The organism is Pelagerythrobacter marensis (assembly GCF_001028625.1).
In the GTDB taxonomy this organism is placed as follows: Bacteria; Pseudomonadota; Alphaproteobacteria; order Sphingomonadales; family Sphingomonadaceae; genus Pelagerythrobacter; species Pelagerythrobacter marensis.
Map to the genome: position 1 here is coordinate 1,962,147 of NZ_CP011805.1, position 26,799 is coordinate 1,988,945.

The window sequence follows — 26,799 nt, forward strand, 5'->3', positions numbered from 1 at the left end:
CTTCGCTGGCCCAGCGGTGTCGCTCGATGACCGCAGAGACCGTCGCAAATGCGGGGAGTCATCACCGGACGACGAGAAACGCCCCGGCTCCACTGCGGGAGACGGGGCGTCGAAGGCCGCCGCGCTAGCGCGGTCAGCGCTGCTTCTGGATCAGCCCGGCTGGCGCGGATTAAGCTTCATCGCCCGGAGCAGCGGAGCCTTGAACACGAACAGCAGCACTGCGCCCGCGCCCACCACTGCAGCGTGGATCAGCCAGAAGACAGACGGCGACACCGTTTCATAGAACCGTCCAAGCCAGCCGCTCGCGATGCCGCCGGCGAAGATCGCCAGATAATAAGAACCCACCATCATCGCGTTGACTGCGGGAGGGGCCGCACGCGACGTCAACGCCAGCGCAATCGGGCCGACGTAAAGGAACGACCATGCGCAGATGAAGTGAAACATGACCGGCCACCAGAGCGCGACGGCACTGTCGCCCGAAAGCAGTTCGCCAACCGACAGCCAGACCATCGCGACTGCGAAAACCAGGCAGCCGATCGCGATCTTGGGAAGATCGTCAGGCTCGGCCGAACGCCGGGCCTGCAAACGCCAGAACCACAGAACCGCCGGCGCCAGCATCAGAACAGCCAGCGAATCGAGCGACTGGAACCACGTGACGGGCACCAACAGTCCCAGGATCTCGCGATCGACGCGAGCCCTGATCCAGAGCGGATATGTGTTCCAGACCTGGCTTTGCGCGGTCCAGAAAAGCGCCGTGATCGCCAGCATCAGCAGAATCGCGGCGATGATCCGCCAGTCACCGCGCGCGAGCCGTGGCCGCTCGCTTGCGGTCGGCCCGACATTATCCGCGGGAAGATGGTGCAGACCGCGCACGTAGATGACGATCCCGACCAGCATACCGATGCCTGCCGCACCGAACCCGTAATGCCAGCCGTACAGTTCACCCAGCGTGCCGCAGATGAGCGGCGCGATGAAGGCGCCGATATTGATCGCGAGCACATAGAGGGAGAACGCCGTATCGCGGCGCGGATCATCCTTCGAATAGAGATCGCCGACTTGCGCCGCCAGATTGCCCTTCAGCAGGCCGGCCCCCAGGATCAGGAGGGAGAGCGCGGGAAGAAACAGGTTCTCGAACGCCATCAGGAAATGCCCGATGGCCATCAGCCCCCCGCCGAGCAGAACGGCGCGCCGCCGGCCGATCCAGCGATCGCCCATCAAGCCGCCGAGAACCGGCATGAAGTAGATCAGCCCGACATAGAGACCGAAAACCTGGGTCGCGAGCGCCTGGATGCTGAGCGGCCCGAAAACCGCTTCCACCCCCATGCGGAAGCCGGCGAACCCCGCTACCCCGCCGATATTCTCCGGCTGGAACAGGTAAGTCGCCATGTAGAGCACGAGCAGCGCCTGCATCCCGTAGAACGAGAAGCGTTCCCAGGCTTCGGTAAAGACGATGAAGGCGAGCCCCCTGGGGTGGCCGAGGAAGAGCTTTTCCGCCCGCTCGCCTCCATCGCCGTCCGCACTTGAATGCGCGTTCGTCTGCGCGTTCACGCCGTCTGCTGCTTGCACCCTTGATCTCCCCTCGGCACGGCAAGGGGCATCGTCATTGATGCGCCCATGCCGGTTCCCAATCGATTCCGTTGAAGTCCCGCCCCGTTTCCCAGAAGAACGGCCCGCGCTTGCGCGAATAATTGCCGATCTCGTTCATCGTGACCGAGTCGTAGAGCCGCCCGTTCGCGACCGTGTATCGAACGCTGTTGGAATTGCGGATATCGTCGAGCGGGTTGCGGTCAAGCACCAGCAAGTCCGCCAGCTTCCCCGGGGCGATAGTACCGATCTGCCCATCGACGCCCAACGTTCTGGCGCCATTGATCGTGGCCGTGCGAAGAACGCGGTGGTTCGACATGCCCCCTTCGGCAAGCAGCCACATCTCCCAGTGAAGCGCCAGGCCGGTGACCTGCCCGTGCGATCCTGCGTTGATCACGACCCCGGCGTCGTCCAGCGATTTCATCGATCGCGCCGCGGCACGAAACCCGATGTCGTACAGCTCGTCCGCAGCGTGGATCGTGGTCATCCCGCGCACGTGTGGCGGCGCGCCGTAGGGGGCGCCCAGCGGACTGTATCCGCTCGTCGTCAACTGAACGAAACGCCGGGCCTTCGGGTCCTCCCAGGCGCGGGTATGCTGGAAAAGGTAGTTCTCCCCCATCAGTTCGCCGAACAGGACGATCAGCGTCGGTGTATGGGAAACCCGCGAAGCCGACATCAACTGGACGACATCGTCGTAGATATTTTCCAGCGGCATGTTGTGTTGCAGGTTCGTGTGCCCGTCCAGAATCATGGTGATGTTGTTGTAGAAATGGCTTTCGCCTTCCACGTCCACCATGATCCCGGCGCGACGCCCGGCGGCCAAAATATGCTGGCGCTGCTGCCGCATCGTCTGGCGATAGCTCTTGACGATCGTGCCCCCTAGCGCCTGTTTGCGCGCCATCAGCGCGTCGGCATCGGCCTCGCTTTCGATCGGAATGTAGACTTTGTCGACTTTTCCGGTGCGGCCATAGACGACCATCCCTGAATCGATCGCGCGTGGCCCAGTCATGATCCCCGCCATCGTCATCTCGCGCGTGGCGTAGGTGGGCAGTTCGGACGTATAGGGATCGTAATTGGTCGTGACGCCATATGCGAGATCGGCATACTGGGTCGGCTGCTTCTGCGGCGTGAGGCCGGAGGAGCTGTAGTAGCAATTGTCGACATGGCCATGCATGTCGACCAGGCCCGGCATCACCGTCTTGCCGCTGATATCGATCACTTTGGCATCGGCCGGGACATCGATTGCCGCGGCAGGCCCGACGGCCTGGATGCGATTGCCGCGCACGATAACCGTGCCGCCTTCGATCACCTCGTCGCCGCGCATGGTGATGATGCGGCCGTTGACGAACGCCAGCGCGCCATCCGGCACGTCCGCCCTGGCCGTCAGCGCGACCTCGGCATAGACTTCGGGCGAAGTGTCCCCCACCGCGCTGCGATAGAGTGTCGGGCCCACCGCCCAGAGCACCGCGCTCGAATCCGGCGCCCAGGTCAGCTCGTATCCACCCAGGCGGCCAAGCGGTCTCGCCCCGTCCAGAGTGATCTCGACCGGGTCCGCGCCAGCGGCGAAGGGTTTCAGATGATACTGCTGCTCATGGCGGAAGGCGATCCAGGCAAGGTCGGGGCTGATCTTCAGCTCGTTCAGGTCTGCGTGCGACGCGCGGGCACGAACCTGGCGGTCGCTGCCGTCGAGCCGCATGCTTTCGACTTGCGAAACCAGATCGTGCCCTTCGTAACTTTCCGTGCTGAACCAGATACGCTCACCATCGGGCGAGAAGGCAGCTTCGAGGGCGGGCGGGCCCACGTAGTTCGCCTCGCCCCCTTTCGCGTCGATCCAGTATATCCCTGGCCGGGCCCGATGTCCGCCAAGGCAGCGATCGCCCTCGGCCACGATATAGAGGATGCGCCTTCCGTCCGGCGAGAATGCCGGTGCGCGCAGGATTCCATTGTTTTCCACCAGCGTGCGAACTTTGCCGCCGGTGCTTCTGACCTTGAGCGTACCGCCGCGATCATCCTTCCAGTCGACGAAGGCAACGTGCGCACCATCAGGTGAATAGGCCGGATCGAATTCGGGCAGATCCCCCGCCGTGAGACGGGCCGGCGCATCGCTGGCCGACTGGCTCCAGACCCGGCCGAGCGCATTGAAGCTTACCCGATCGCCGCCGGGCGCCCAGGCGAGCTGGCGGATGATTCTCGCGCGAAATTCCTCCGGCGCCAGATCCTGCGCCACCCGCGGGGGCGTGAAGAGGCGATGCGTGGCCGAGGCCGTGAACGGAATTTCCGCCGCCTCGCCAGTTTCGGTGTCGAGCCGCAGGATCTTCCCGCCCGCCCAGATTGCAAGGTGGCGGTTATCGGGGAACCAGTCGTACTGCGAGTAATAAATCCCCTGCCCCAGAAAATCGGCCTGATCATCACGGTCGAGCCCCGCAAACACCGGCCACTGCTCTCGCGTTTCGAGATCGTAGAGAAACAGCACCGTGTCCGTCTTGACCCGCCGCAGGAAAGCGAACTTGCTGCCATCGGGAGACAGCACCGGGCTGGTCGCGCTGCCGAACCCCTTGGCCAGTTCCTCTACCGCGCCCGTGCGCAAGTCGCGTCGCTTGACCGCATAATTGATGTGGTTCGCATCGACGTAAACGACGGATGCCGTCGGCGGGGATACCTTCTCGGTATAATACAGCCAGCGGCCGTCATTGCCGAAGGCCGGCTCGTGCACATTCTCGCCATTCGCAGGGGGGGCAACGAGTTGCCTGCTGTCACCTGAATCGAGGTCGTAGAGGCGGATCTGCGATGCATGGAGCTTGTCGGCGCTGTCGAACATCCGCGCAGCGGCAATGCTCTTGCCCTCCGGCGCCCAGGCCGGCCCGGTCACGGCGAGCGTCGTCTCCCGCGAAACCTGCCGGGCATCCGATCCGTCGATGCGCGATGTCCAGACGTTGTCCGCGCCATCTTCGTCGCTCAGATAGAGCAGGCGGCTGCCGTCGCGATTGAATCGCGGGCTGCGCTGCATCGCCGAACCGCCGTGGATCAACCTTGCCTCGCCTCCGTCCGCAGGCATGACGTAGATATCGTTCAGGAGATCGAAGGCGATCGTCTTCCCGTCGGGGCTGACATCCACGCTCATCCAGGTTCCTTCGGATACCGTGATCCTAGCGTCCTGATGAGGCGGCCCGGCGGAGGCAGAATGTTCAGCAGGCGCAGAGGCATTCGAAGCCCAGGGTGCCAGGGCGAAGGCCATCGCCAGCCCCAGTCGGACTATCTGCCTTGATCCCATGCCCACAAGCACCCGCCCCTCTGCCCAATGGTTGAACTATAAATGCACCACAGCGCCGCCAGCCTAGACAGGCGCGTTCGAAGCATCCCCTGTTGCGGTCAGGTCACCACAGGCGCCCTCGTATGCATCTGGCGCGGGCTTGCACCGTCTCGGTACCTCTCGGGCCAAGGGGAAGAAAACACCATGGCGACTGTCCGCACCGATGCTCGACGCATACACAAGTACCTCAGCCTCGCCGCAGCGGCCTTCTGGCTGCTGCAGGCACTCAGCGGCATTGCGATCTCGTTCCGCGCGGAAATCGACGACTGGCTGTTGACCGGGGTGTCCACGGGCACCAGCGTAGAGGCACTGGGCGAAAGGATCGAGCAGGCGGAGCGCGATGGTCTGCACGTCAGCGGCATGTGGGCGACCGGGGGCATTCCCGGCCAGTACGACATCTATGTCTCCTCGCCCGAGGGGGACCGGACCTTCCGCGTCGACGGCGCGGGCCAGGTGCTCCGTGACAGGTCGGATCGGGAGAAATTCTCCGACGGTGCCGTTTTCGAAACCCTGACGACGTTCCACAAGTCGCTTCTGCTGGGGAGCACGGGCAGTGTGCTGATCGGCATCAGCGGTATCCTGCTCCTGACCAACATCGCGCTCGGGTTCACGACGGCATGGCCGGCACGCAACCGCTGGCGGGCCTTGACCACCAAGCCCCGCGGCCCGGCGGCGGCCCGGATTGTGGGCTGGCACCGATTGCTGGGATTGTGGATGGCAGTACCCGCTGCGATCCTGGTGACGGCAGGGATTCAGCTCGCCTTCGCGGACACGATCGAGGCGACCGTCGACGGCGGGCTGGCCGAACCGACAAGCGCCCCCGCCGGACCTTACCGACTGGACCCGGGCGATGCGATGGCACAAGCGCTCGCGCGCTATCCCGGGGGCGAACTCACTGCGCTGTCGATGCCCGGCGAGGATGCGCCCTGGTACCGGATAAGATTGCGCGCGGATGGCGAAATCCCTCGCCAGTTCGGTGCGACCACGGTGTGGATATCGGCGGTCGACGGCAGCGTCCTGGCCGATCACGATGCCCGGTCCAGCCGCCCCGCACGCCGTCTGATGGAATGGCTTTATCCCATTCACACCGGGCAGATCGGCGCAGTGCCCGGTCGCTTGCTGAACTTCGCGATCGGGTGCTGGCTGGTGACGATGATCGTCCTCGGCCTGCTCAGCTGGCAGCGCCGGGCGCGCCGGGTCAGCGAAAGCCGACGCTCAGCCGCAGGCCAATGACCAGCGCATCGTCGAGCGCAGGGTCCCAACCAGGATTGCGTACGTATTGAAGATCGGGCTGAACCGAAATCATCGGAGTCAGCGCGTGGAGATAGCTGAGTTCGAAATTGGTTTCCGCCCGTTCTGCCCGGTCGCCGGCAGCTTCCGCAATCTCGATCGCGGTGTCGCCCAGCCGGGCATGGGCGATAGCGAAGCCGATCGCGCGATCATCCGTGCCGTAGCGCAGGCCGCCGCCCAGATACGTTGCAATCGGCAGAGCCCGGGCATTGGCAACGCCGATGCGAACCCAGGAATCGAGCGCCTCCCCATTGGGGCCATTCGCCAGTGTCGCCTCGACCGCGGCGTATGCGCCCCGGCTGCGCCACCGATCGCCGGGCGCATCCTCCGGCTCCGACAGGAACGGGGTCGCTGCGCTATAGCCCCAGGCACCGGCATAGACCCGGCCGATTTCGAAAGACCGCTCCGCCTCCGCGATCAGCAACAGGCCATCTTCTCCCGGCACAGGCACGACCGTCTTGCCGGGGTTCTCGGGATCGCCCGCGACGGCATTGAACGCCCCCACCCGCACACCCCAGCGACCGGCCTGATGGCCATAGACGAGGGCAGTCGTGGTGGTCGGAAAGATCGATGGGCCATTGGCGCCCGATTGCGCAAGCTCGGGGCCAATGCCGTGCGAGCTGTTGAGAAACATGCTCCCCACTTCTTGCATATCGAACTCGCGATTGAGATCGATGAGCCCCGCCTTGATGCGATGGCCTTCGCCATCCAGACTGAGCTGCAGCCAGGCTTCCAGCGCGCGGAACCCCGAGTCAGCCTCGATATTGCTGACGCCCTGGCCGTCGCCCACCACGCCGTCCGAAAAGCCGCTGCCTTCGACAAGCTGCAGTTCGGCATAGCCGGAAACCTCCACCGGTCCATCGCCCAGATCGTTCGCGCCGGCGGACATCGTGGCCAGCCCCAGCATGCGGGTATCCTGCCCATCGCCGCCGGATGTATTGCTCAGGGTGTCGATGGTAATGCTGCCCTCGACAAACGTCTCCGTCTTTTCCGAAGCTGCGGCGGATGGCGGCATCGCCATTCCCGTGGCGGTGAGCACGGAACCGAGCATGGCATGGGCCGAGGTCGGAAATCGAAAGCGCCGCTGGGCGGCTGTGTCTTGCGTGTCTCTCATCAGGGGTGCAATGAAACACCGGCATCTGTGCCCAACCAGATGCCAAGGTCGGATGAGATGGTGCAGATGCCGCACCGCACCCGATCGACGGCGGCCCTTGACCGGTCAGCCGCGGCGTCGATAGGCAAACCAGCTTTCGCAAACCATTGAAGGAATTCAATTGACGGACGACCAGCCCCAGCCCCCTGCAAGATCGGAAAATCCGCCATCCCGGAAATCGCTGCCGCCGTTCGAGGCCCTGCGTGCTTTCGATGCCGTGGCCCGGCTGGGCGGGGTGCGGCGGGCGGCACAATGGCTGGACCGCGATCATGCCGTCATCAGCCGCCACCTTCGCGCGATTGAAACCTGGGCCGGTGTGCAACTGGTCGAACGCACCCCCTACGGCATTGCCTTGACCGAACGCGGGCGCGGCTATCACGAACGGGTTTCCTTCGCGATGGACATGCTGGCCCACGCAACGCTCGACCTCATGAGCGAGGGCCACCATCGCCGGCTCCATATCTGGAGCACGTCGGGCTTCGCCCTGCACTGGCTGTCGAGCCGGCTCGAGGAGTTCGAGCGGCGCAATAGCGATGCCGACATCGTCCTTCGCCCAAACGATCACAGCCCGGACTTCGCCGCGCACGAGGCCGATATCGATGTCCGTTTTCACGCCACCTACGAACCGGAACCCGAATTGCCGCCGCTGCTCAAGCGGCAGGTTCTGGTGGAGGCTCCGATCATAGCAGTCGCAAGCCCGGATTACCTGGGCAGCACCGGAACACCGCAAACGCCCGACGACCTCCTCCAGCACCGCCTGCTGCACGAAGACAGCTTCAAGACCTGGGCCAAGTGGCTCGCTTCCTACGGCGTCGACGATGCCTCACGCCTGTCCGGCGCGCGCTTGTGGGAAGGGCACCTCACGCTCGACGCTGCACGGCATGGCCGGGGCATTGCCCTCGCCAATCCGGTGACCGCCGGCGCGGATCTGGAATCGGGATCGCTGATCGATATCGGCAGGGACAATCCCGAATTCGCGCCGCGTCTGGGCCGCTACACGCTCTATGCCCGCCGCGATCGGTGGAATGATCCGCTGCTGCGGCGGTTCAGGAAGTGGGTGACCTCCGCCGTGCTTGCCGATTACCCCGCGCTGAAATCCGCCACCTGACCGGCGGGTTGCCGGTCACCGCAGCGCTTCGACCGCCGAATTGAAGAAGTGGTTGTCCAGTATCGCCTCGGCGAACTTCGGCTTGGACCGCGCGCTCAAAACCGTGAGCACCACGCGTTCGGCGGGATTGACGTAGATATATTGCCCGAAGATCCCGCGCGCGCTGAAAGCGCCGTCGGCGAAAGACCCTGCGGCATCGGGAACGGGCCACCACATGTATCCATAATTCAGCGGATTGCCGCCTGCCTCTCGCGGAACGGTCGATTCTTCGATCCAGCCCGCCGGCAGGACCTGCTCACCCTCGATCCGGCCATCGTTCATCGCGAACAGACCAAGGCGCGCATAATCGCGGAGCGTGGCGCAGATGCCGCTGCCTGCCACTTCCAGCCCATCGGGTGATTCCAGCCACCAGGCGGCATCCGCTTCCATCCCGAGCCGCGACCAGATCTTGTCCGATGCATAGTCGGCCAGCCAGTGCCCGGTTGCCGCTTTCACCAATGCGCCCACAACATGCGTCTCGCCCGTGCTGTAGTTCCACAGCGTTCCCGGTTCCGCGATGCGCGGCAGACTGGCCATGTAGGTCATGATCCTGTCCGGCTCCTGCCCGATCTGCAGATCGAGCATGTGGCGCCTGTGCGACCTGGAGTCGGTATGCGTGTCGTCCCATTCTACGCCGGATGTCATCTGCATCAGGTGGCGGATAGAGACCCCGTCATATCCGCTGCCGCGCAGGCCGGGCAGATAATCGGTCAACATATCGTCAACCCCGCCGATGAAGCCATCGCGGATCGCGATGCCGATCAACAGGGTGCTGACCGACTTCGCCATCGACATGGACATCCAGCGGGTGGAGGCGTCGATCCCCAGCTCGTAACGCTCGTGAACGACCTTGCCGTCTTTCATCATCAGCAGTCCGACAAGCCGATTGCGCGACACATAGTCGTAAAGATCGAATTCCTGGCCGTCCGCCCGGATCGGGAGATCCTCGATCATGCTCGCGCTCTGCGGCAAGTCGGCGACCGGCCCATCCCCGCGCGAGATACGCCGGCAGGGAAAGGCGCGATGGGTATTGCGGAACAGGTGCACCTGTTCGCCAGGCATCAGCTTGCCTGCATAGGCCTGCTCTATCGATGCCAGTGGCTGCCGGCTTTCATCGGCGCTCGCGTTTGTTTCCCCCACGGCATCGTCCTTCCTGCTTTCTTGATCCATGCCTGCAATGTCTATCGGGCCGCCGGCGGATGATCCGGTGCGAAAGCCATCCGCACCCGGTGAGGCCCGGTCACCACCGTTACCGCGTCGCACTCGGTGCCCCTTTCGCACCGGCGCGCGCGGATTCGGCATCTGTCGGCGCCCGGCAGGACGAACAAGATGGAGCTGTATTTTGGGAGAGACACGACCATGAACCACGAACGCCGGCTCTATGCCCCCGAAGCCTATGCCGCGCGCGAGCCGCGCCAGATCGTGCGCGATTATCCGTTCGCGCTGCTTTTCACGAATGGAGCGGACGGACCGCTGGCGACATCCGTGCCGATCTATTTCGAAACCGACGATCCTGCCGAAACGCGGTTGATCGGTCACATGGCCCGCAAGAACCCGCACGCGCAGGCCCTGCAAACGGGCGACCGCGCGCTGGCGGTGTTTGCCGGCCCCCACGCCTACATCTCGGCCGGATGGTATCGCGAACGGCCCACGGTGCCGACCTGGGACTACGTCACCGCGCACGTGCGCGGCACGCTGGAGCCGTTCGATGACGACGCGACCCAGTTGCAGCTGCTCGAACGGGTAACCGACATGGTCGAGCAAGATCGCGATCCCGCCTGGACCATGGCGCAGGCGCCCGAAGGCAAGGTGGATGCCCTGCTCCCCCATATCCGTTCGTTTCGTATCGAGATCGACAGCATCGAAGGGGTCACCAAGTTGAGCCAAACCCATCCCGCGGGCGACCGCGCAAGGGTGATCGATGCGCTGGAGACCCGCGGACAGTTCGGCGATCGGGAAATCGCGGCCCTCATGCGTGCCAACGAACGGTCTGGCGAACCGAGTTGAAGCGAGGCCTGCCCCGATGGTGCGCATTGCGCACCGGGGCTGGCGATTTAATCATCTGATGCCTCCCGCCCCGGCAGCATACCCCGGCCCGGAACCAATGGAATGGGAGTTCGAGATGCAGCAGATTACCACCACCACCGCCGAATGGCAGGCGCTGGACCGTGAACATCACCTGCATCCGTTCACCGATCCCAAAGTGCTGGGCGAACAGGGCGTTCGCGTCTTCACCCATGCCGATGGCTGCTACATCTGGGACAGCGAAGGCAACAAGATCCTCGATACCATGGCCGGGCTGTGGTGCGTGAATGTCGGCTATGGCCGCCAGGAACTGGTCGATGCGGCATCGAAGCAGATGGAAACGCTGCCGTATTACAACACGTTCTTTTCCAGCTCTACGCCGACCCAGATTCAGCTGGCGCGCCGCCTTTCGGAAGTGACGCCGGCGGGGCTCGACTACATCTTTTTCGCCAATTCGGGGTCCGAAGCGAACGACACGATCATCCGGCTCGTGCGCCATTTCTGGGAGCTTCAGGACCAGCCGAGCAAGAACGTCTTCATCGGCCGCACCCTCGGCTATCACGGCAGCACCCTGGCCGCGACCAGCCTCGGCGGCATGGCCCCCATGCACGCCATGGGCCAGTCTCTCCTCCCCGGGTTCGAACATATCATGGAACCGCACTGGTACCGCCATGGCCAGGGCAAGACAGCCGAAGAATTCGGATTGGAAGCCGCCCGCGCTCTCGAAACGAAAATCCTGGAACTGGGTGCGGAAAATGTCGCGGCATTCATTGGCGAACCTGTGCAGGGTGCTGGCGGCGTAATCGATCCGCCTTCCACGTACTGGCCCGAGATCCAGCGCATTTGCCGCAAGTACGATATTCTGCTGATCGCTGACGAGGTCATCTGCGGATTCGGCCGCACGGGACACTGGTTCGGGTCGGATACCTACGGGATAGAACCCGATCTGATGCCGATGGCTAAGGGGCTGTCGTCCGGCTATCTCCCGATCGCCGCCGTCGCCATGAACAAGCGCGTCAGCGATGTCGTGAACGGCGGCGGAGTGATCTCGCACGGCTATACATATTCGGGCCACCCGGTGGCCTGCGCCGTCGCCCTCGCCAATATCGACATTATCGAACGCGAAGGTCTGGTGGAGAAAGTCCGCGAGGAAACCGGCCCCTATTTCCGCCAGGCTCTTCAGCAACTGGCGGATGCGCATCCGATCGTCGGGGAGCTGCGCGGGGTCGGCCTGATCGCCGGCCTGCAACTGGTGCGCGACAAGGCGAACCGCGAATTCTTCCCAGCCGAAGAGCAGCCGGCCATTCAATGCCGTGAGCATTGCATCGAGGAAAATCTGATCCTGCGCGCCGTCGGCCATACGATGGTCGCATGTCCGCCGCTCACGATCAGCCGCGCCGAAATCGATGAGATGATCGAGAAGACGAAAGCCGCCCTCGACAAGACCGCTGCGGCTTACGGCCTTTTGTAACGGGAGCCGGCCGATGAACGCTATGACCGACATCGATCGCGCGAAGGATGCGCAAATCCTGGCCCGGATCGCGCCCGGACCCGAGGCGACGGACCGTTTTCCGGTGAGCAATCCCGCCACCGGGGACCAGATTGCCGAAGTCGCCGATATGGGCGCGGAAGACGCCCGTCAGGCCATCGCCCGCGCCGCGGCTGCGCTGCCGGCATGGGCGGCGAAGACGGCCAGGGAACGCGCCGCGATCCTGCGCCACTGGCACGATCTGATCCTGGCCAATCAGGAAGCGCTCGCAGTCCTGCTCACGCGCGAACAGGGCAAGCCCCTGATCGAAGCGATGGGCGAAGTCGCCTACGGCGCGAGCTTCGTCGAATGGTTCGCCGAGGAAGGGAAACGGGCCTACGGCGACATCATCCCGACCAACGCCGCGGGTCGTCGGCTACTCGTGCTGCGCCAGCCCGTCGGCGTGGTGGGCGCGATCACGCCCTGGAACTTCCCGGTCGGCATGGTGACGCGCAAGGTCGCACCCGCGCTTGCAGCCGGTTGCACCATCGTTCTCAAGCCGGCTGAAGATACGCCGCTCTGCGCCCTGGCCCTGGCCCAGCTCGCACGCGATGCCGGGATACCCGATGGCGTGCTGGAAGTCGTCACGGCGGCACGGGCCGAACCGATCGCCCGCGTCCTGACCGACAGCCCGGATGTGCGCAAGCTGTCCTTCACCGGGTCCACCAGAGTGGGCAAGCTGCTGATGGCCCAATGCGCCGACACGGTGAAGAAGCTCTCGCTGGAACTGGGCGGCAACGCGCCGTTTATCGTGTTCGACGATGCAGACCTCGATGCCGCGGTTACCGGCGCGATCCAGTCGAAATTCCGCAATGCCGGGCAGACCTGCGTCTGCGCCAACCGCCTGTTCGTCCAGGCCGGGGTCGCGGAAGAATTCGCCGCCCGCTTCGCCGCTGCGGTGGAGGCACTGTCGGTGGGCGACGGCATGGAAACGGGCACTGCGATCGGACCGCTGATCAACGCGGCGGCCACCGCGAAAGTCGATGGCCTGGTACGCGATGCCGTGTCGAAAGGGGCGCGCTGCACGCTGGGCGGCGGGGCGCACGATCTGGGGGGCAATTTCTATGCACCGACGATCCTCACGGGCGTCGACCCTTCGATGGAGATTGCCGACGCGGAAATCTTCGGCCCCGTGGCACCGATACTGACATTCGAGACCGAAGATGAAGTGATCGCCCGCGCCAACGACACCCCTTACGGGCTCGCGGCCTATTTCTGGACGCGCGACCTCGGGCGGGCATGGCGCGTGGCCGAACAGCTCGAATACGGGATGATCGGCCTCAACGAAGGCTTCATATCCAGCGAGGCCGCACCGTTCGGCGGAGTGAAGGAATCGGGCATCGGCCGCGAAGGGTCGAAGTACGGTTTGGATGAATTCCTCGAGCTGAAATATTTCACGATGGGCGGCCTTTCCGCCTGAAGCACCCGACGGCGAAGCCGCCTTGGGTTTCGCCGATCCACGACATGGCAGGGGGACTGCGGCGCCAGGCCGCCCCCCGGGGCCTGAACATCCAGGAGACAATCGATGCGCGTCGGCGTTCCCAAAGAGATCAAGAGCAATGAATACAGGGTCGGCCTGACTCCCGCCGCGACTGCGGAACTCACCGCGCGCGGGCATGAGGTGGTCGTCCAGTCCAGCGCCGGCGAAGGGATCGATTTCACGGATGCGGACTATCAGGAAGCCGGTGCCCGGATCGTGCCCGCAGCAGAGGCGGTGTTCGAAAGCGCCGACCTGATCGTCAAGGTGAAGGAACCGCAATTGCCCGAATGCGCGCTGCTGACGCCGCGGCATACGCTTTTCACATACCTGCACCTCGCTGCCGACCGGCCGCAGACCGAAGCGCTCCTGCAATCGGGCGCGACCTGCATCGCCTATGAAACGGTCACCGATGCACGGGGCGCCCTGCCCCTTCTGCGGCCGATGTCCGAAGTCGCCGGCCGGATGAGCGTGCAGGTCGGCGCGCGGTTCCTGGAGAAGGAGCAAGGCGGACGCGGTGTGTTGCTGGGCGGTGTTCCAGGCGTGGAACCGGCCCGGGTCGTCGTGCTCGGTGGCGGTGTCTCCGGCCTCAACGCTGCGCAGATCGCCCTGGGCATGAGAGCGGACGTCACGATCTTCGATATTTCCACGGTCCGCCTGGCGGAACTGGACGGGTTTTTCGACGGCAAGGTAAAAACGGCTTTCGCATCGCGCGCCGCCATTGCGGAAGCCGTTGCAGAGGCACACCTGGTCATCGGTGCGGTCCTCGTCCCCGGCGGCGCGGCGCCCAAACTCGTCACGCGCGAGATGCTCAAGACGATGAAGCGTGGCTCGGTCCTCGTCGACGTCGCGATCGATCAGGGAGGCTGCTTCGAAACCTCGCGCGCGACGACCCATCAGGATCCCGTTTTCGAAGTCGATGGCATCGTCCATTACTGTGTCGCCAATATTCCCGGCGCGGTTGCCCGCACCAGCACGCTGGCGCTCAACAACACGACGCTGCCCTTCGTGCTCAATCTGGCGGACCGCGGTGTCGAGGCGGCACTGGCCGCCGATCCCCACCTCAGGAACGGATTGAATGTGGCCGGGGGCGAGATCACGCACCCTGCGGTATCCGAAGTCTTCCCCGATCTCGTGCGCAGCGCTGCGTGAACGACGAAGGGGAACGCTGATGCAACGGAAGATCGCCGCCGCCCTGCTCGCGACGACATTCGCAACCGTCCCCGCACTGGCCGGTGACGGAGCGGAGCAGGATTCCCGCATGGCCGAGCTGGAAGCCCGGCTGGAAGCGCAGGAAGCGCGCATTCTCCAGCTCGAGCGTCAGTTGCTGGCGGCGACCGCGGCACCCGTGTCGCCCCCCCGGACGCAGGTGGATGGGCAAGCCGGAAGCGTGAGGGTAGCCGGAAGCCCCTCACCCAGCCCAATGCCCGCCATGGCGACGGCCGCCCCGGCCTCCCCGTCCGCTCCGGCATTGAGCGTTTCGGGGGACCTGCGCCTGCGCTACGAACATAATGGGAGCGACAACGATGCGCCTGACGACGGGCGCGGCGTAATCCGCGCCCGGATTCGCGCAGGTTACCAAGTCAACGATTGGCTCCAGCTCGGCGCGCAGCTGGCGACCGGCAGCCAGGACGATCCCAACACGACCGACGTCACCCTGGGCAACTTCAACGACGATCTGGAAGTCAGCCTCGATCAGGCTTACGCCCATGTTTCGCGCGGCGGCCTGGATGTCTGGGGTGGGAAGTTCCCGCAAGTGTTCCGGCGAACCGATCTGGTCTGGGACGGGGACGTCAGCCCGCAAGGGCTTGCCGCCCGCTACCGCGTTCCCCTGGCCGAAGGGCTCTCGCTCGGCGCGACCGGGATCTATTTCCCCATCGATCGTTCGGTGGCCGGACCTGACAGCACAATGACGGGCGGCCAGGTGGAACTGGCTGCCGACGGTGCGGCATGGTCCGCGGCCATCGCCGCCGCATACTACGATTATCGCCTGGGAAGCGTCGCCAGTGCCGACGCCGGCGATTTTCGCGGCAACCTGCTACGCCCCGATGGGCGCTATCTCTCCGACTTCGATCTTGTCGACGTGATCGCCGAAGTCCGGGTGCAGCCGTGGGATGCCCGCTGGCCGATTTCTCTTAAGGCGGACTACGTGAAGAACTTCGGCGCCGCGACCGGGGCCGACAGCGGATATAGCGCGGCCCTGGCAATCGGGCGGGCGGAAGAAGCGGGGGATTTGCGCTTCGGCTATGCCTACTCGCAGGCCGAAGCCGACGCGGTCTTCGCCGCGTTTTCCCACGACAACATCAATATCGCGACGAACTATCGCCTGCACGCGCTGAGCGCCGATTACGCCTATCGCGACGATCTGATGTTCAACGCGACGCTCTACCTCTACCGGCCGGACGAACCGCTTCACGCGGGGGCCAACGATCCCGGCGACTGGCTCTCAAGGTTCCGCCTGAACGCGCTCGTAACCTTTTAACCGCGTGGGCTGACGCCAGCCCAACCGTCGGCGCGCAGGGCATCGCCGTGCTCGTCCAGAACTGGCGGACCCAGATCGTCGCGCGGCGCGGATGCGGAAAGGCGCACCGGACAGGCCACGCCCGGCAGCTCGCCCAGCGCCCGGTGCTGCATGACCCTGCGAACGCCCCGTGCCTGCACATGCGGATCGGCGAAGACATCGCCCATCGCGTTGACCGGCCCCGCCGGGATGCCGGCGGCGCGCAGAGCGTCTAGCCATTCGGCGGCGCTGCGGCGCAGGAACTCTTCCTCCAGAGCCGGGATCAAGCGATCGCGGTTGGCAACGCGTCCGGCGTTGGTCACAAGGTTGGGATCGCGGCTCAGATCCTCCCGCTCCAGCAGCACGCAAAGCTGCCGGAACTGTGCATCGTTGCCGACTGCGAGCGCAATCGTGCGGGTGGATGTCGCGAAGGCTTGATAGGGCACGATGCTGGGGTGGGCGTTGCCATGCCTTGGCGGATCGCGCCCCTCGGCGAGATAGGCCGCAGCCTGGTTGGCCAGCGACGCGATCTGCACGTCGAGCAGCGACGTCTCCACCCACTGGCCCAGGCCTGTGCTCTCTCGCTGGTGGAGCGCGGCCAGAATGCCGTTGCAGGCATAGAGGCCGGTCAGGATGTCGGTCAGGGCAACGCCGGCCTTCATCGGCTGGCCATCGGGTTCGCCAGTCAGGCTCATCAGGCCGCCCATGGCCTGCACGATGAAATCGTATCCGGGCAGGCTGGCATAAGGTCCGTCCTGCCCGAAGCCGGAGATCGAGCAATAGATCAGCCGTGGATTGCGTGCACGCAAGGTTGCCTGGTCGAGACCATAACGGGCGAGCCCGCCAACCTTGAAGTTTTCCACCAGCACATCCGCTTCGTCGGCCAGCGACGCGACGAGCGCTGCGCCTTCGGGCGTACCGATGTCGACGGCCAGCGACCGCTTGCCCCGATTGGCGCAGGTGAAATAGGCGGCTTCGCGGCTGCCGTCGGGCGCGGTGAACCAGGGCGGTCCCCATCCGCGCGTGTCATCGCCCGTGCCGGGCCGCTCGATCTTGATTACCTCCGCGCCGAGATCGGCGAGAAGTTGAGTGGCCCACGGGCCGGCGAGGACCCGACTGAGATCGAGCACCCGCACCCCTTCGAGCGCCCGCGCCGCCCTGTTCTGCCCCGGCATCGTTTCCTCAGCCAAAAGCCGCCAGCCCCGTCTGCGCGCGGCCCAGGATCAGCGCATGAATGTCGTGCGTCCCTTCGTAAGTATTGACCGCTTCCAGATTGCACAGGTGCCGCATGACGTGGAATTCGTCCGAAATTCCATTTCCGCCGTGAATGTCGCGCGCCTCGCGGGCGATGGCCAGCGCCTTCCCGCAGCTGTTGCGCTTGACGATCGAGATATTCTCTACCGGGCAGCGGCTTTCGTCGAGCAAGCGCCCCACCCGCAGACAGGCCTGCAGACCCAGCGTGATTTCCACCTGCATTTCCACCAGCTTGCGCTGGACGAGCTGGGTCGCCGCGATCGGGCGGCCGAACTGTATCCGGTCGAGCGCGTACTGATGCGCCGCCTGCCAGCAGAATTCGGCGGCACCAAGCGCACCCCAGGCAATCCCGTACCGGGCCTTGTTCAGGCAACCGAACGGCCCGCCCAAACCGCGGGCCCCGGGCAGAAGCGCGCTTTCGGGCACGAACACATCGTCCAGCACGATCTCTCCGGTAACGGAAGCCCGCAGCGCCAGCTTGCCTTCGATCTTCGGGGCGGAGTAGCCGGCCGCACCTGCCTCCACGATGAAGGCACGGATCACACCGTCCAGCTTCGCCCAGACGATCGCAATGTCGGCAATCGGGCTGTTGGTGATCCACATCTTGTTGCCATTGAGGCGATAGCCACCCTCGACACGGTCCGCGCGGGTGCGCATCCCGTCGGGGTCGGAACCGTGATCGGGTTCGGTCAGGCCGAAGCATCCTATCATCCGCCCGGCAGCGAGTTCGGGCAGATACATGGCGCGCTGCGCATCGTCGCCGTAAGCAAAGATGGGATGCATGACGAGCGACGACTGGACGCTCATCGCGGAACGGTATCCTGAATCGACGCGCTCCACCTCGCGCGCGATCAGTCCATAGGCGACATGGCCGGCATCGGCCCCGCCGTATGCTTCGGGCAGCGTCGCGCCGAGAAGGCCAAGCGCGCCCATCTCGGTCATGATTTCCCGATCAAACTGCTCGTGCCGGCCAGCCAGCAGGACACGCGACATCAGTGATGACTGACAGTAATCGCGTGCCATATCGCGGATCAGGCGCTCCTCTTGCGTGATCTGCGATTCCAGATCGAAGGGATCGTCCCATTTGAATGCCGTCCGTTCCGCCAATTTCCTGCTCCTGCCGTTCAACGATTGGGGGCAGGAAAGCGGAAGGCGGGTGAAAGCGAAAGCGAACACTTGCCATGAATTCATGCGTGCTGGTAATGATATGGGGGTGCAACCGATAGAGATCCCACCGCGCCGGCAAATGCCCCGAATGCACGAACTCGTCGCGTTCGAAGCCGCCGCGCGCCATCGCAGCTTCACCGGCGCGGCGGTGGAACTGAACCTGACGCAAGGGGCGATCAGCCGGGCAGTCGCTGCGCTGGAACAGCGGTTGCGCACGCCGCTGTTCAAACGCGTCCGCCAGCGCGTGAGCCTGACCCCTGTGGGCCGCGACTATCAGGATCAGGTGCGCGCCCTGTTGGGGCAGCTCAACACCGCGACGCGGCAGGCCATGTCGGCAGGGACGGTGGAACAGACGCTCCATATCGCGACGCTACCGACATTCGGCATACACTGGCTGACACCGCGCCTGCCGCAGTTCCTGGCCCTGCACCCGCACGTAACGGTCAACCTGGCATCGCGGACACGCCCGTTTTCGTTCGAGGCCGAAGGCTTCGACCTGGCGATCCATCATGGAGAGGATGCCTGGCCCGGTGGGACCCTGCGGCGCATTGTCGACGAGACGATGGTGCCAATGTGCAGCCCTGAATATCGGGAGGCCAAAGCAATCGAAGCTCCTTCCGACCTGGGGCGGGCAACGCTGATCCATCTCAGGACCAGACCCGCGGCCTGGGCCGAATGGCATGCCGCGGCCGGGCTGCGCGGGGACGGCGCCTATCGCGGCCCCGTTTACGACCAGTTCGGCATGGCCGTATCCGGCGCGGCGGCGGGTCTGGGCGTGGCGCTCCTCCCCGAACTGTTCGCGGCGGAGCAGATCGAGGATGGCAAACTGGTTACGCTGTTCGATCTGGAACTGCGCACGGGCAGTGCATATTACATCGTGCTGCCGGAAGCGGGCGACAAGCCAGCCGCAGTGGACTTCGCCGAATGGCTGGCCACCCAACTGCCGGGGTAAGCAACGTAAACCGGCAGAGGGCGCGGCAACTCAGCGTCCCTTATTCGCCCCTTCGGCAGAATGCGCGAGCCGGAAGCCGACGGTGAAAAAGCCCTGGTCTTCCGGTCCGCGAAGCCGAAAACGTTCTTCCAGAAATTCGCCCGCATCGCCGTAGGAACCGCCACGTATCGAATGGTATCCCCCAGTGGGGCATTCGCCCCTGGCCGAGCCATCAGCGGGCGCGCCAACGTAATCGTCGTGATAGCAGTCGGCCTGCCATTCCCACACGTTGCCGCGAATATCGTAGAGACCCAGCCGATCGGCGGGAAAGCTGCCGACCGGCGCGGTTTCGATCCACACATCGCGCCCTTCGGCCTTGCCGCCGCAACATTTCACCTTACCAATATTGGCGAGTTCGTGCGTCACGCCGGGACCGCCGCCCCGCGTGTCGCCGAGATCGGCCAGGGTCGCGACGTATTCCCACTCCGCTTCGCTCGGCAGGCGATATTGCCTGCCGGTCGCGGCATTCAGCCAGCCGATGAACGCCTGGGTATCGCGCCAGCTCACGCAGACCACAGGATGATCGGCGGCCTGGACAAATCCCGGTGTCTGCCAGTTGCGATCCGGGTCGATGTGCCAGCTGGTATCGTCGGTATAGACGTTGCACTTTCCGGCCGAGACATAGCCGGTTTCCTCAGTAAATCGGCGGAAGGCGTCCAGGGTCACTTCGTGCGCAGCAAGGTGGAACGGAGCGACGGTGACCTGGCGTGTCGGGCCGTCGATCGGGCCATATCCGCGATCGACCGTCGCGCCCATGGCGAAAGTCCCGCCGGGAACAGCGACCATTTCCGGCACTGCCTCCTGATACCGCGCCTCACCCTGAGGCGAAGCCGCCACCAGCAGGATAGACGCAGCGGCGACACCCGCCGCAAGCCGTTTAGCGCTGGCGCGCGCTGCCGGCCCAGGCCGGGTTCCAGTCGATTCCGTGCTGATCGCTCATCTCCCAATAGAACTTGGTTCGTGGCCGGTCGTAATTGCCGATTTCGTTCATCGTCGCGGAATCGTAGAGCCGCCCATTGACCATCGTGTAGATAACGCTGTCGGAGTTCTGGATATCGGCCAGCGGGTCCCGTTCCAGAACGATAAGGTCCGCGAGCTTCCCGGGCTCTATCGATCCGAGCTGATGATCGAGGCCCCAGGTCTTCGCGCCGTTGATCGTGGCGGCACGCAGGATGCGCATCGGTGCCATTCCGCCTTCCGCCAGCAACTGCATTTCCCAATGGAGCGCAATGCCTGCCGCCTGTCCGTGGGACCCGACATTTACGACCACGCCTGCATCGTCGAGCCGCTTGATCGAACGCGCGACCGAACGGAAACCGACGTCGTACAGTTCATCCGCCTGATGGACCGATTGCATCGCCCGCACATAGAGCGGCGCGTCCGAAGGCCCCTGGATCGGGTTGTAGGCATTGTTGATCCCGGGAATGAAGGTGCGGACCTTCGGCGCCTTCCACGGTTCCTGGTTCTGGTAGATATAGTTCTCGCCGAACAGTTCACCGAACGTCACCACGAGCGTGGGCGTCGTGGACATTTGCGAATTTCTGAACAGCTGCAGCAGGTCGTCATAATACGTCGCGACCGGCAGATTGTGTTCCAGGTTGGTGTACCCATCGAGGATCATCGACACGTTGTCGTAGAAGTGGCCCGCCCCTTCTGCGTCGACCATCAGCCCTTCTTCCGCGGCAGCCTGCAGCAGCCATTGCTTCTGCTCGCGCGTGGTCAGCTTGTAGCTTTTCAGCACCGTGCCACCGATGGCGGCCTTGCGGCGAATTACGGCGCGGGCATCATCGAGATTGCGGATCCGGTTGAAGACGCGATCGGGCTTCCCCGACCGCCCGTAGATGACATGCCCCGTCGTCAGCCAGCGCGGGCTGACCATCAGGCCGGCGATGGTCATTTCGCCGGTTTCGTAACTCGGCAGCTCGTTCGCATAAGGATCGAAGTTGGTCGTCACACCATAAGCCAGCGCCGCGTAGCGGACGGCGTGCTTCTGCGGCATGGCGCCGGTTCCGTAACAGCAATCGATGTGACCGTGCGCATCGAAGAAGCCGGGCATCAGCGTCTTGCCCGTCAGGTCGTATATTTTGGCCGCATCCGGTATCGCCACCTCACCCGCCGGCCCCACCGCAGTGATGCGATTGCCTTCGACCACCACGGCCCCGTTTTCGATGATCGTGTCGTCGCCCGTCATCGGCAGAATGCGCGCGTTGACGAAGGCTATGCTGCCTTGCGGCACGTCGGCCGGCGCGCTTAGCGCGACCGAGTGTGCCGGCTTCTCCACAACCCCGCCCGCATCGGGACGCGTTGCGAAGACATCCGGGCCGAGCGTCCAGAAAAGCTGACCGGAAACGTCACTCCATGCCAGTTCGAAACCGCCCGAGCGAGTCAGCAGGCGGGCCGCCGGGTTGTTCCGCGCGGTGATCGCGATCGGCTCGCCGGCGGGCCGAAACGGCATCACGTTCAGTTCCTGGAATTCCTTGAATGCGATCCATTCAAGATCGGGGCTCAGCGTGAAATCCCCGGTATCGGCGGTTTCGGCATATGCGTGGTCGCGTATGTCGCCGCCTTGCGCCGCGACGCTGCGCAGGATTACGGCGCGCCGGGCATCGAAGTCCGGCAGCCCCATGAAATAGATCCGCTGATCATCGGGGGAGAAGCGCGCCACCCCCCTGGCCGGCGCCAGATAGCGCGGCTGCCTGCCATCGACGCCAACGACGTAGAGCCCCGCAACGTCGTGCGCGCCGCCCATCTGGGTATCGGGGTCGAGAATGCGGTAGGCGATCTGTCGGCCGCTGTTGGCAAACACCGGCTCGGCAATGATCCCGCCGCTGCGCACCAGGACTTTTTCCTCATCCCCTTCGGCGCTGCGCAGGCGAAGCGTGCTGCCCGACTCGTCATCCCATTCGACGTAAGCAATCCAGCGACCATCGGCAGACCATCGCGGATCGGTCTGGGCGGCATCGCTATCGGTCAGGGGGCGCGGCGGAGCATCGCCAGCCATGTCCTGGCGCCAGATGCGCCCCAGCGCGCGAAAAAGAATCTCGTTGCCGCCAGGCGACGGAGCGATCTGGCGGACGACCTTTACGTCAACGCGGTCGGGCGCCAGGTCCAGTTCGGTACGCACGGCCCGATGAATCTCGTGCCGGGCATTCGCGCGGAAGGGAATGTCGGCGGCTTCGCCGGTTCGCATGTCGACTTTGACCAATTCACCCTTGGCCCAGACGGCCACGTGCCGATTGTCGGGAAACCAGTCGAACGCGGGATAATAGTGCTCCTGCGCCAGATAGTCGGCCTGGAGATCGCGGGCGAGTTCGTCGTAGACCGCGTTCTGTCGGCCGGTCGCAATGTCGTAACGGAACAGCACGGTTTTTGCCCCCACCCGCCGGACGAAGGCTATCGCCGATCCGTCGGGCGAAACCTGGGGGGACGTTGCGCTCCCGAAGCCGGAAATCAGATCGACCGCCTCGCCGCTCTGCAAGTCGCGCCGGCGGATGACAAAATTGCTGAGGTTGGGATTGAGGTGGACATAGTGGATCCCCCCAACCCGTTCCGTATAATAGAGATAGCGGCCATCGGGGGAATAGCGCGGTTCCTGCACATCCTTGCCGCTTTCCGGCGGCGCGACCAGTTGCCGCTGCTGCTCACCCTGCAGGTCGAATGCGACCAGTTCCGAGGTGCGCATATCGAACACCGAGGTGCTCGTCTTGGTCGCAACGATGGCGCTTCCGTCGGGCGACCACGAAGGCGCCGTGATCATGTCCGCCGTTTCGTGACTGATCTGGCGCGGCTCGGAACCGTCCAGATTGGCAATCCAGATATTGTCCGCGCCGCTTGCATCGCTGAGGTAGAGGATCTTGCGGCCATCCGGGCTGATTTGCGGGCTGCGCTGGGTCGCAGGGCCGGAAAGGATCACCCGGGCTTCGCCGCCGGCCGCCGGTATCGCATAGATGTCGTTGAGCAGATCGAAAACGATCGTTTGCCCATCGGGGCTGACGTCGGTGCTCATCCAGGTGCCTTCGCTGAGGGTGAGCGTCACCTCGCGTGTGGGCGTTTCCAGTATCTCGGGCGCGGCGATCGCCGGCTGAGCGCTTGCCAGGGCGACAAGCAGCGAAACGCTTCCAAACAGATTCTTCCGGTTAGCACCCAATGCCATTCCGTCCCCCCATCTTCGGCCAAGGCCAAATCTTCCACCTTGTGACAGGTAAAATACAACATGCATCGCTGACCGGTGCGAAAGGGGAAAGACCTGTTGCGGCGCCGTCACCGGTTGCCTTGTCCCGTTCTCTTCGACCACAAGGATGGCCGTCCCCGCCTGGCGACGAACCGGTTGCAGTATTCGGAAGGCTGGGAGAAGAAGCGCAATGGCCGATGCAAGCGCACAACCGTCGATTGAAACGATGAACCTTGCGGATATGTCCGCGGTGCTTGCTATCCAGTCGCGTACATATCCACCCTCGCTCATCGAAGACGAAGCGGTATTCCTCAACCGCCTGGCCCTGCCCTGTTCCTATTGTCTGTCCGCCAGGATAGCGGGCGAGGCCGTGGGCTACCTGCTCGCGTATGGATGGCGCGACGGCTCGCCGCCGCCCATTGGGGCGATCGTCGAAGGCAATGATCCTGGCGAAGTGCTGTTCATCCACGATCTCGCCGTATCGGAGACCGGGCGGGGCCTCGGCATCGGCAAGCTGCTTGTCGACCACGCCCTCGCCGCTGCGGCGCGCGACAAGCTGCACGAAGCGCAACTGGTGGCGGTGGAAGGTGCGCATGAATACTGGCACCGGCTGGGCTTTCTGGAACCACCCGTGTCAGGCGAACTGAAGACGAAGCTCTCCAGCTACGGTGCCCGCGCCAGATGGATGACGCGCAGTATCCCTACAGAGCACCCGGTCCCTCGCGGCGACGGAACGGCATCATCGCCGTAGACGCGACCGGATTCATAGGCTCACGGTCTAGAATTCGAACGCCATTTCCAGGCGAACCGTCCGTGCAAATTCCGGCCGGGCAAAGAAGTATTCGCCCGTCGATGAACCGGCATCGAACGACCCGTTGCGCGGATTGCCTTCGGTCAGGCCGAGTGTGTCGGTCAGGTTGGTGACATGGGCGCGCAAGCTGATCCTGTCGGACAGCAATGCCCGCAAATTCAGGCCGACGAGCAGGTAAGCAGGCAGTGCCTGTTCATTCGCGATATCGCCGAAGCGTCGCGAGAAATACTCACCCGTCAGCTCGATCCGCAGCCGATCTTCGATCAACGCAATTGCCGGCACCGCGCGCACCGCCATTCGCGGCACACGGATCAGGCGATTGCCTGAAAATACGCGGTGCACCGGCTCACCATCCATCACCTGGGTGAAACTGAAATTGCGATATCGCCCGTCCTGCAAAGTCGCCTGGACCGTGACTTCGAACGGCCCGGCCGGGTTCCAGAACGCTTCCAGTTCCGCCCCGAACGTTCGCGTATCGGCAATCTCGGTCTGTTCGACATAGGCGTTGGTCGCGAAATCGAATCGGAAATCGCTGAATGGCAAGCGCTGGAAATGGGTGGCGAAGGCCGTGGCCGAAAGGTCAAACGTGTCGCCGGTATAATTCGCCCCCAGTTCGGCCATTGTGATCGGCACGGTCTTCTGGTCGGTGCGGAGCGGCGTAGTGTTGAAGTTGCTGGCACTGGGCAGCCGGAAGCTGCGCGTATACCGCGCGAACAGCGCCAGATCGGGCGACATTTCGTAGCTGCCGCCAATCGACCAACCGAACCCGCTGTCGCTGCGCCGAACGGGAATGATCGTGCCATCGGGCGCCAGAATCTGGTCGTCGGCAAGGGTCGACGGATCGCCCAGATCCAGTGTGGTCTGGCCCGCCACCTGGCCATCGATACGGTTCACTTCCCAGCGCGCGCCGAAATCAATTCGCAAGCGCGGCGACATTCGCCATTCGTCGGACGCATGCACCGCCAGGGCATCGACCGTCATGCGGGCGGAATCGAATATCGACCCGTACCGCTGAACTCCGCCATCGGTATAACGTCCCGCGATCCCGCCTTGCGCATCCAGCGCCACAGCGTCGATCAGGCGCGCACTGTCCGCCACTTCCAGCAGCACGGTGCCCATGTAGCGATCGAAACGATAGGCATAATGCGCCCCGCTGATGCCCAGCGCGATGTCGTGCCGCCCTGCTGCCTCAAGCGTCGTGGTCAGCTTCGTTTCGGCCAGCACTTCGTCCAGCGGGACAGAGACAGCCAGCAAATTTCCGCCGGTGACCAGCCCGTTCGCGCCAGCTTCGGCGGGAAATTCGGTGCCATCGAGGGCATAGCGCAGCGCAAGACTTGCCGTATCGGGAAAGGCCGCCTTCATGCGATCTTCGATCGAGGCCAGGTAGGACTGGCCCGTCATCGGAGTCCCGGTTGGGAACAGCGCGTTGCGGATGGTTTCGCTTGTGCGCCAGCGCAGCCCACCATGCCATTCGCTCCCGCCGCCCAGGCTCAGCATGCCGCGCATTGTGAGCGCCGTCAGCCGCGTATGCGTGCCTTCCGACGTGTCGAACTCCGTCGGCATCCGGCCGTTGTAAAGCGGCAGCTTGAGCGTTTCCGGTCCCGCCAGGGAATCTCGAAGGGGATCGAACCCGGCGATGGCTTCTGGCTCCCCCTCTTCATCCAGCCGCAACGGCACGGGCAGATAGAAAGTGACCCTGTCGTCCATATGCCGCAGGTCCAGCAATAGACTGTTCCCGGCGCTGCGATGATCGAGGGACAGGCGAAACTGCCCGCCGCTGTCGGCCGTATAGGACGGCGGACGACGGCCCCCATCGCGGCGATAGAAGCCCCCGGCAACCACCCCCCATTCTTCCGACAGGCGCAGTGCCTGCCAGGCATCGATGCGGCGGTATCCGTTGTCGCCCCCTGTCAGCGTGATCCGCCCGCCCTGCTCATCCAGGCCCGATCGGGTGATGAAGTTGGCGACCCCGCCGGGAGCGTTGGGCATGAACAGGCTGGCCGGTCCTCCCCGAACGGCCTCTACCCGCGCCACCGTATCGTCGATGCGAAAGGATTGATCGGTGTTAAGATAGCCGAGCGCGCCGTCGTATTGCACCGGAATGCCGTTTTCCGCGAATGCAACCGCCGAAAATCCGTCGGTCGGTATCCCGCGCGAGCGAACATTGTTCCCCGCTTCCCCGCCCGACGATTCGACCCAGAAGCCGGGGATCTGCCGGAAAAGTGCGGAGGATGACAGCGGTGCTGATAGATCGAGATCGCTGCGGGAAAGGGCTGTCAGGGAATAGCTCGTTTCACTGACCGTAAGGGGCGCCGACACGGCGCGCCCTGTCACCACGATCTCTATCGGTTGCGGTGGTGGTGCTGGTTCAGGTGGCGGCGGCCGCGGCAC

The 26,799-nt window shown here is 64.3% G+C and carries 18 protein-coding genes; 9 read left to right on the forward strand and 9 right to left on the reverse strand.

The window, feature by feature from the left end:
- Positions 1–150 precede the first annotated feature (150 nt).
- Both AM2010_RS09370 and AM2010_RS09375 read right to left on the reverse strand, forming a co-directional pair.
- A complete protein-coding gene (locus tag AM2010_RS09370) occupies positions 151–1,566 on the reverse strand; it encodes a peptide MFS transporter (protein ID WP_236699502.1) in 1,416 nt (471 codons plus the stop codon).
- A 34-nt stretch (positions 1,567–1,600) separates the two neighbouring features.
- Positions 1,601–4,705 carry an LpqB family beta-propeller domain-containing protein gene (locus tag AM2010_RS09375; RefSeq protein ID WP_053044031.1) on the reverse strand — a complete coding sequence of 1,035 codons (3,105 nt, stop codon included), beginning with the start codon at positions 4,703–4,705 and terminating at the stop codon, positions 1,601–1,603.
- Positions 4,706–5,038: 333 nt separating this feature from the next.
- Here AM2010_RS09375 and AM2010_RS09380 point away from each other — a divergent pair, with 333 nt between their 5' ends.
- Complete coding sequence (locus AM2010_RS09380) at positions 5,039–6,127, forward strand: PepSY-associated TM helix domain-containing protein (RefSeq protein WP_047806836.1); 1,089 nt, start codon at positions 5,039–5,041, stop codon at positions 6,125–6,127.
- On the opposite strand, the gene AM2010_RS09385 is transcribed toward AM2010_RS09380, so the two are convergent.
- Positions 6,093–7,235, reverse strand: a complete 1,143-nt coding sequence (locus AM2010_RS09385; protein ID WP_053044032.1) for a carbohydrate porin — start codon at positions 7,233–7,235, stop codon at positions 6,093–6,095. The genes AM2010_RS09380 and AM2010_RS09385 overlap by 35 nt on opposite strands.
- Positions 7,236–7,458: 223 nt before the next feature.
- On the opposite strand from AM2010_RS09385, the gene AM2010_RS09390 reads away from it, so the two are divergent.
- The gene (locus AM2010_RS09390) at positions 7,459–8,445 is read left to right on the forward strand and encodes a LysR substrate-binding domain-containing protein (protein WP_047806837.1); all 987 of its coding nucleotides are present in this window, start codon (positions 7,459–7,461) and stop codon (positions 8,443–8,445) included.
- 15 nt (positions 8,446–8,460) lie between these two features.
- Here the strand turns inward: AM2010_RS09390 and AM2010_RS09395 are convergent, their stop codons facing one another.
- Entirely contained in the window at positions 8,461–9,654 is a 1,194-nt protein-coding gene (locus tag AM2010_RS09395; RefSeq protein ID WP_047806838.1) for a serine hydrolase domain-containing protein, read from the reverse strand.
- A gap of 159 nt (positions 9,655–9,813) precedes the next feature.
- Here AM2010_RS09395 and AM2010_RS09400 point away from each other — a divergent pair, with 159 nt between their 5' ends.
- From AM2010_RS09400 to AM2010_RS09420, 5 genes are all read left to right on the forward strand, one after another.
- Positions 9,814–10,491 (forward strand): FMN-binding negative transcriptional regulator, encoded by a 678-nt coding sequence (locus AM2010_RS09400; protein ID WP_082132865.1) that lies wholly within the window; start codon positions 9,814–9,816, stop codon positions 10,489–10,491.
- 115 nt (positions 10,492–10,606) lie between these two features.
- On the forward strand, positions 10,607–11,980 hold the full coding sequence (locus tag AM2010_RS09405) for an aspartate aminotransferase family protein (RefSeq protein WP_047807868.1): 1,374 nt from the start codon (positions 10,607–10,609) through the stop codon (positions 11,978–11,980).
- Positions 11,981–11,993: 13 nt separating this feature from the next.
- On the forward strand, positions 11,994–13,457 hold the full coding sequence (locus AM2010_RS09410; RefSeq protein ID WP_082132866.1) for an NAD-dependent succinate-semialdehyde dehydrogenase: 1,464 nt from the start codon (positions 11,994–11,996) through the stop codon (positions 13,455–13,457).
- Between the two features lie 105 nt (positions 13,458–13,562).
- The gene (ald, locus tag AM2010_RS09415) at positions 13,563–14,666 is read left to right on the forward strand and encodes an alanine dehydrogenase (RefSeq protein WP_047806840.1); all 1,104 of its coding nucleotides are present in this window, start codon (positions 13,563–13,565) and stop codon (positions 14,664–14,666) included.
- A gap of 19 nt (positions 14,667–14,685) precedes the next feature.
- Positions 14,686–15,996 carry a putative porin gene (locus tag AM2010_RS09420; RefSeq protein ID WP_047806841.1) on the forward strand — a complete coding sequence of 437 codons (1,311 nt, stop codon included), beginning with the start codon at positions 14,686–14,688 and terminating at the stop codon, positions 15,994–15,996.
- Here AM2010_RS09420 and AM2010_RS09425 read toward each other — a convergent pair.
- Both AM2010_RS09425 and AM2010_RS09430 read right to left on the reverse strand, forming a co-directional pair.
- Positions 15,993–17,189 carry a CaiB/BaiF CoA transferase family protein gene (locus tag AM2010_RS09425; RefSeq protein ID WP_047806842.1) on the reverse strand — a complete coding sequence of 399 codons (1,197 nt, stop codon included), beginning with the start codon at positions 17,187–17,189 and terminating at the stop codon, positions 15,993–15,995. The two genes, AM2010_RS09420 and AM2010_RS09425, sit on opposite strands and share 4 nt — an antisense overlap.
- A gap of 7 nt (positions 17,190–17,196) precedes the next feature.
- The gene (locus tag AM2010_RS09430; RefSeq protein ID WP_047806843.1) at positions 17,197–18,375 is read right to left on the reverse strand and encodes an acyl-CoA dehydrogenase; all 1,179 of its coding nucleotides are present in this window, start codon (positions 18,373–18,375) and stop codon (positions 17,197–17,199) included.
- A 148-nt stretch (positions 18,376–18,523) separates the two neighbouring features.
- Here AM2010_RS09430 and AM2010_RS09435 point away from each other — a divergent pair, with 148 nt between their 5' ends.
- Positions 18,524–19,387, forward strand: a complete 864-nt coding sequence (locus AM2010_RS09435) for a LysR substrate-binding domain-containing protein (RefSeq protein WP_053044034.1) — start codon at positions 18,524–18,526, stop codon at positions 19,385–19,387.
- A gap of 30 nt (positions 19,388–19,417) precedes the next feature.
- Here AM2010_RS09435 and AM2010_RS09440 read toward each other — a convergent pair whose 3' ends face one another.
- Positions 19,418–20,263, reverse strand: a complete 846-nt coding sequence (locus AM2010_RS09440; protein ID WP_053044035.1) for a formylglycine-generating enzyme family protein — start codon at positions 20,261–20,263, stop codon at positions 19,418–19,420.
- Positions 20,264–20,303: 40 nt separating this feature from the next.
- The gene (locus AM2010_RS09445) at positions 20,304–23,579 is read right to left on the reverse strand and encodes an LpqB family beta-propeller domain-containing protein (RefSeq protein ID WP_047806846.1); all 3,276 of its coding nucleotides are present in this window, start codon (positions 23,577–23,579) and stop codon (positions 20,304–20,306) included.
- 208 nt (positions 23,580–23,787) lie between these two features.
- Between AM2010_RS09445 and AM2010_RS09450 the strand changes: the two genes are divergently transcribed.
- Positions 23,788–24,348, forward strand: a complete 561-nt coding sequence (locus tag AM2010_RS09450; RefSeq protein ID WP_053044036.1) for a GNAT family N-acetyltransferase — start codon at positions 23,788–23,790, stop codon at positions 24,346–24,348.
- 27 nt (positions 24,349–24,375) lie between these two features.
- On the opposite strand, the gene AM2010_RS09455 is transcribed toward AM2010_RS09450, so the two are convergent.
- The gene (locus AM2010_RS09455) at positions 24,376–26,727 is read right to left on the reverse strand and encodes a TonB-dependent receptor (RefSeq protein WP_160325593.1); all 2,352 of its coding nucleotides are present in this window, start codon (positions 26,725–26,727) and stop codon (positions 24,376–24,378) included.
- Between the last annotated feature and the right edge of the window lie 72 nt (positions 26,728–26,799).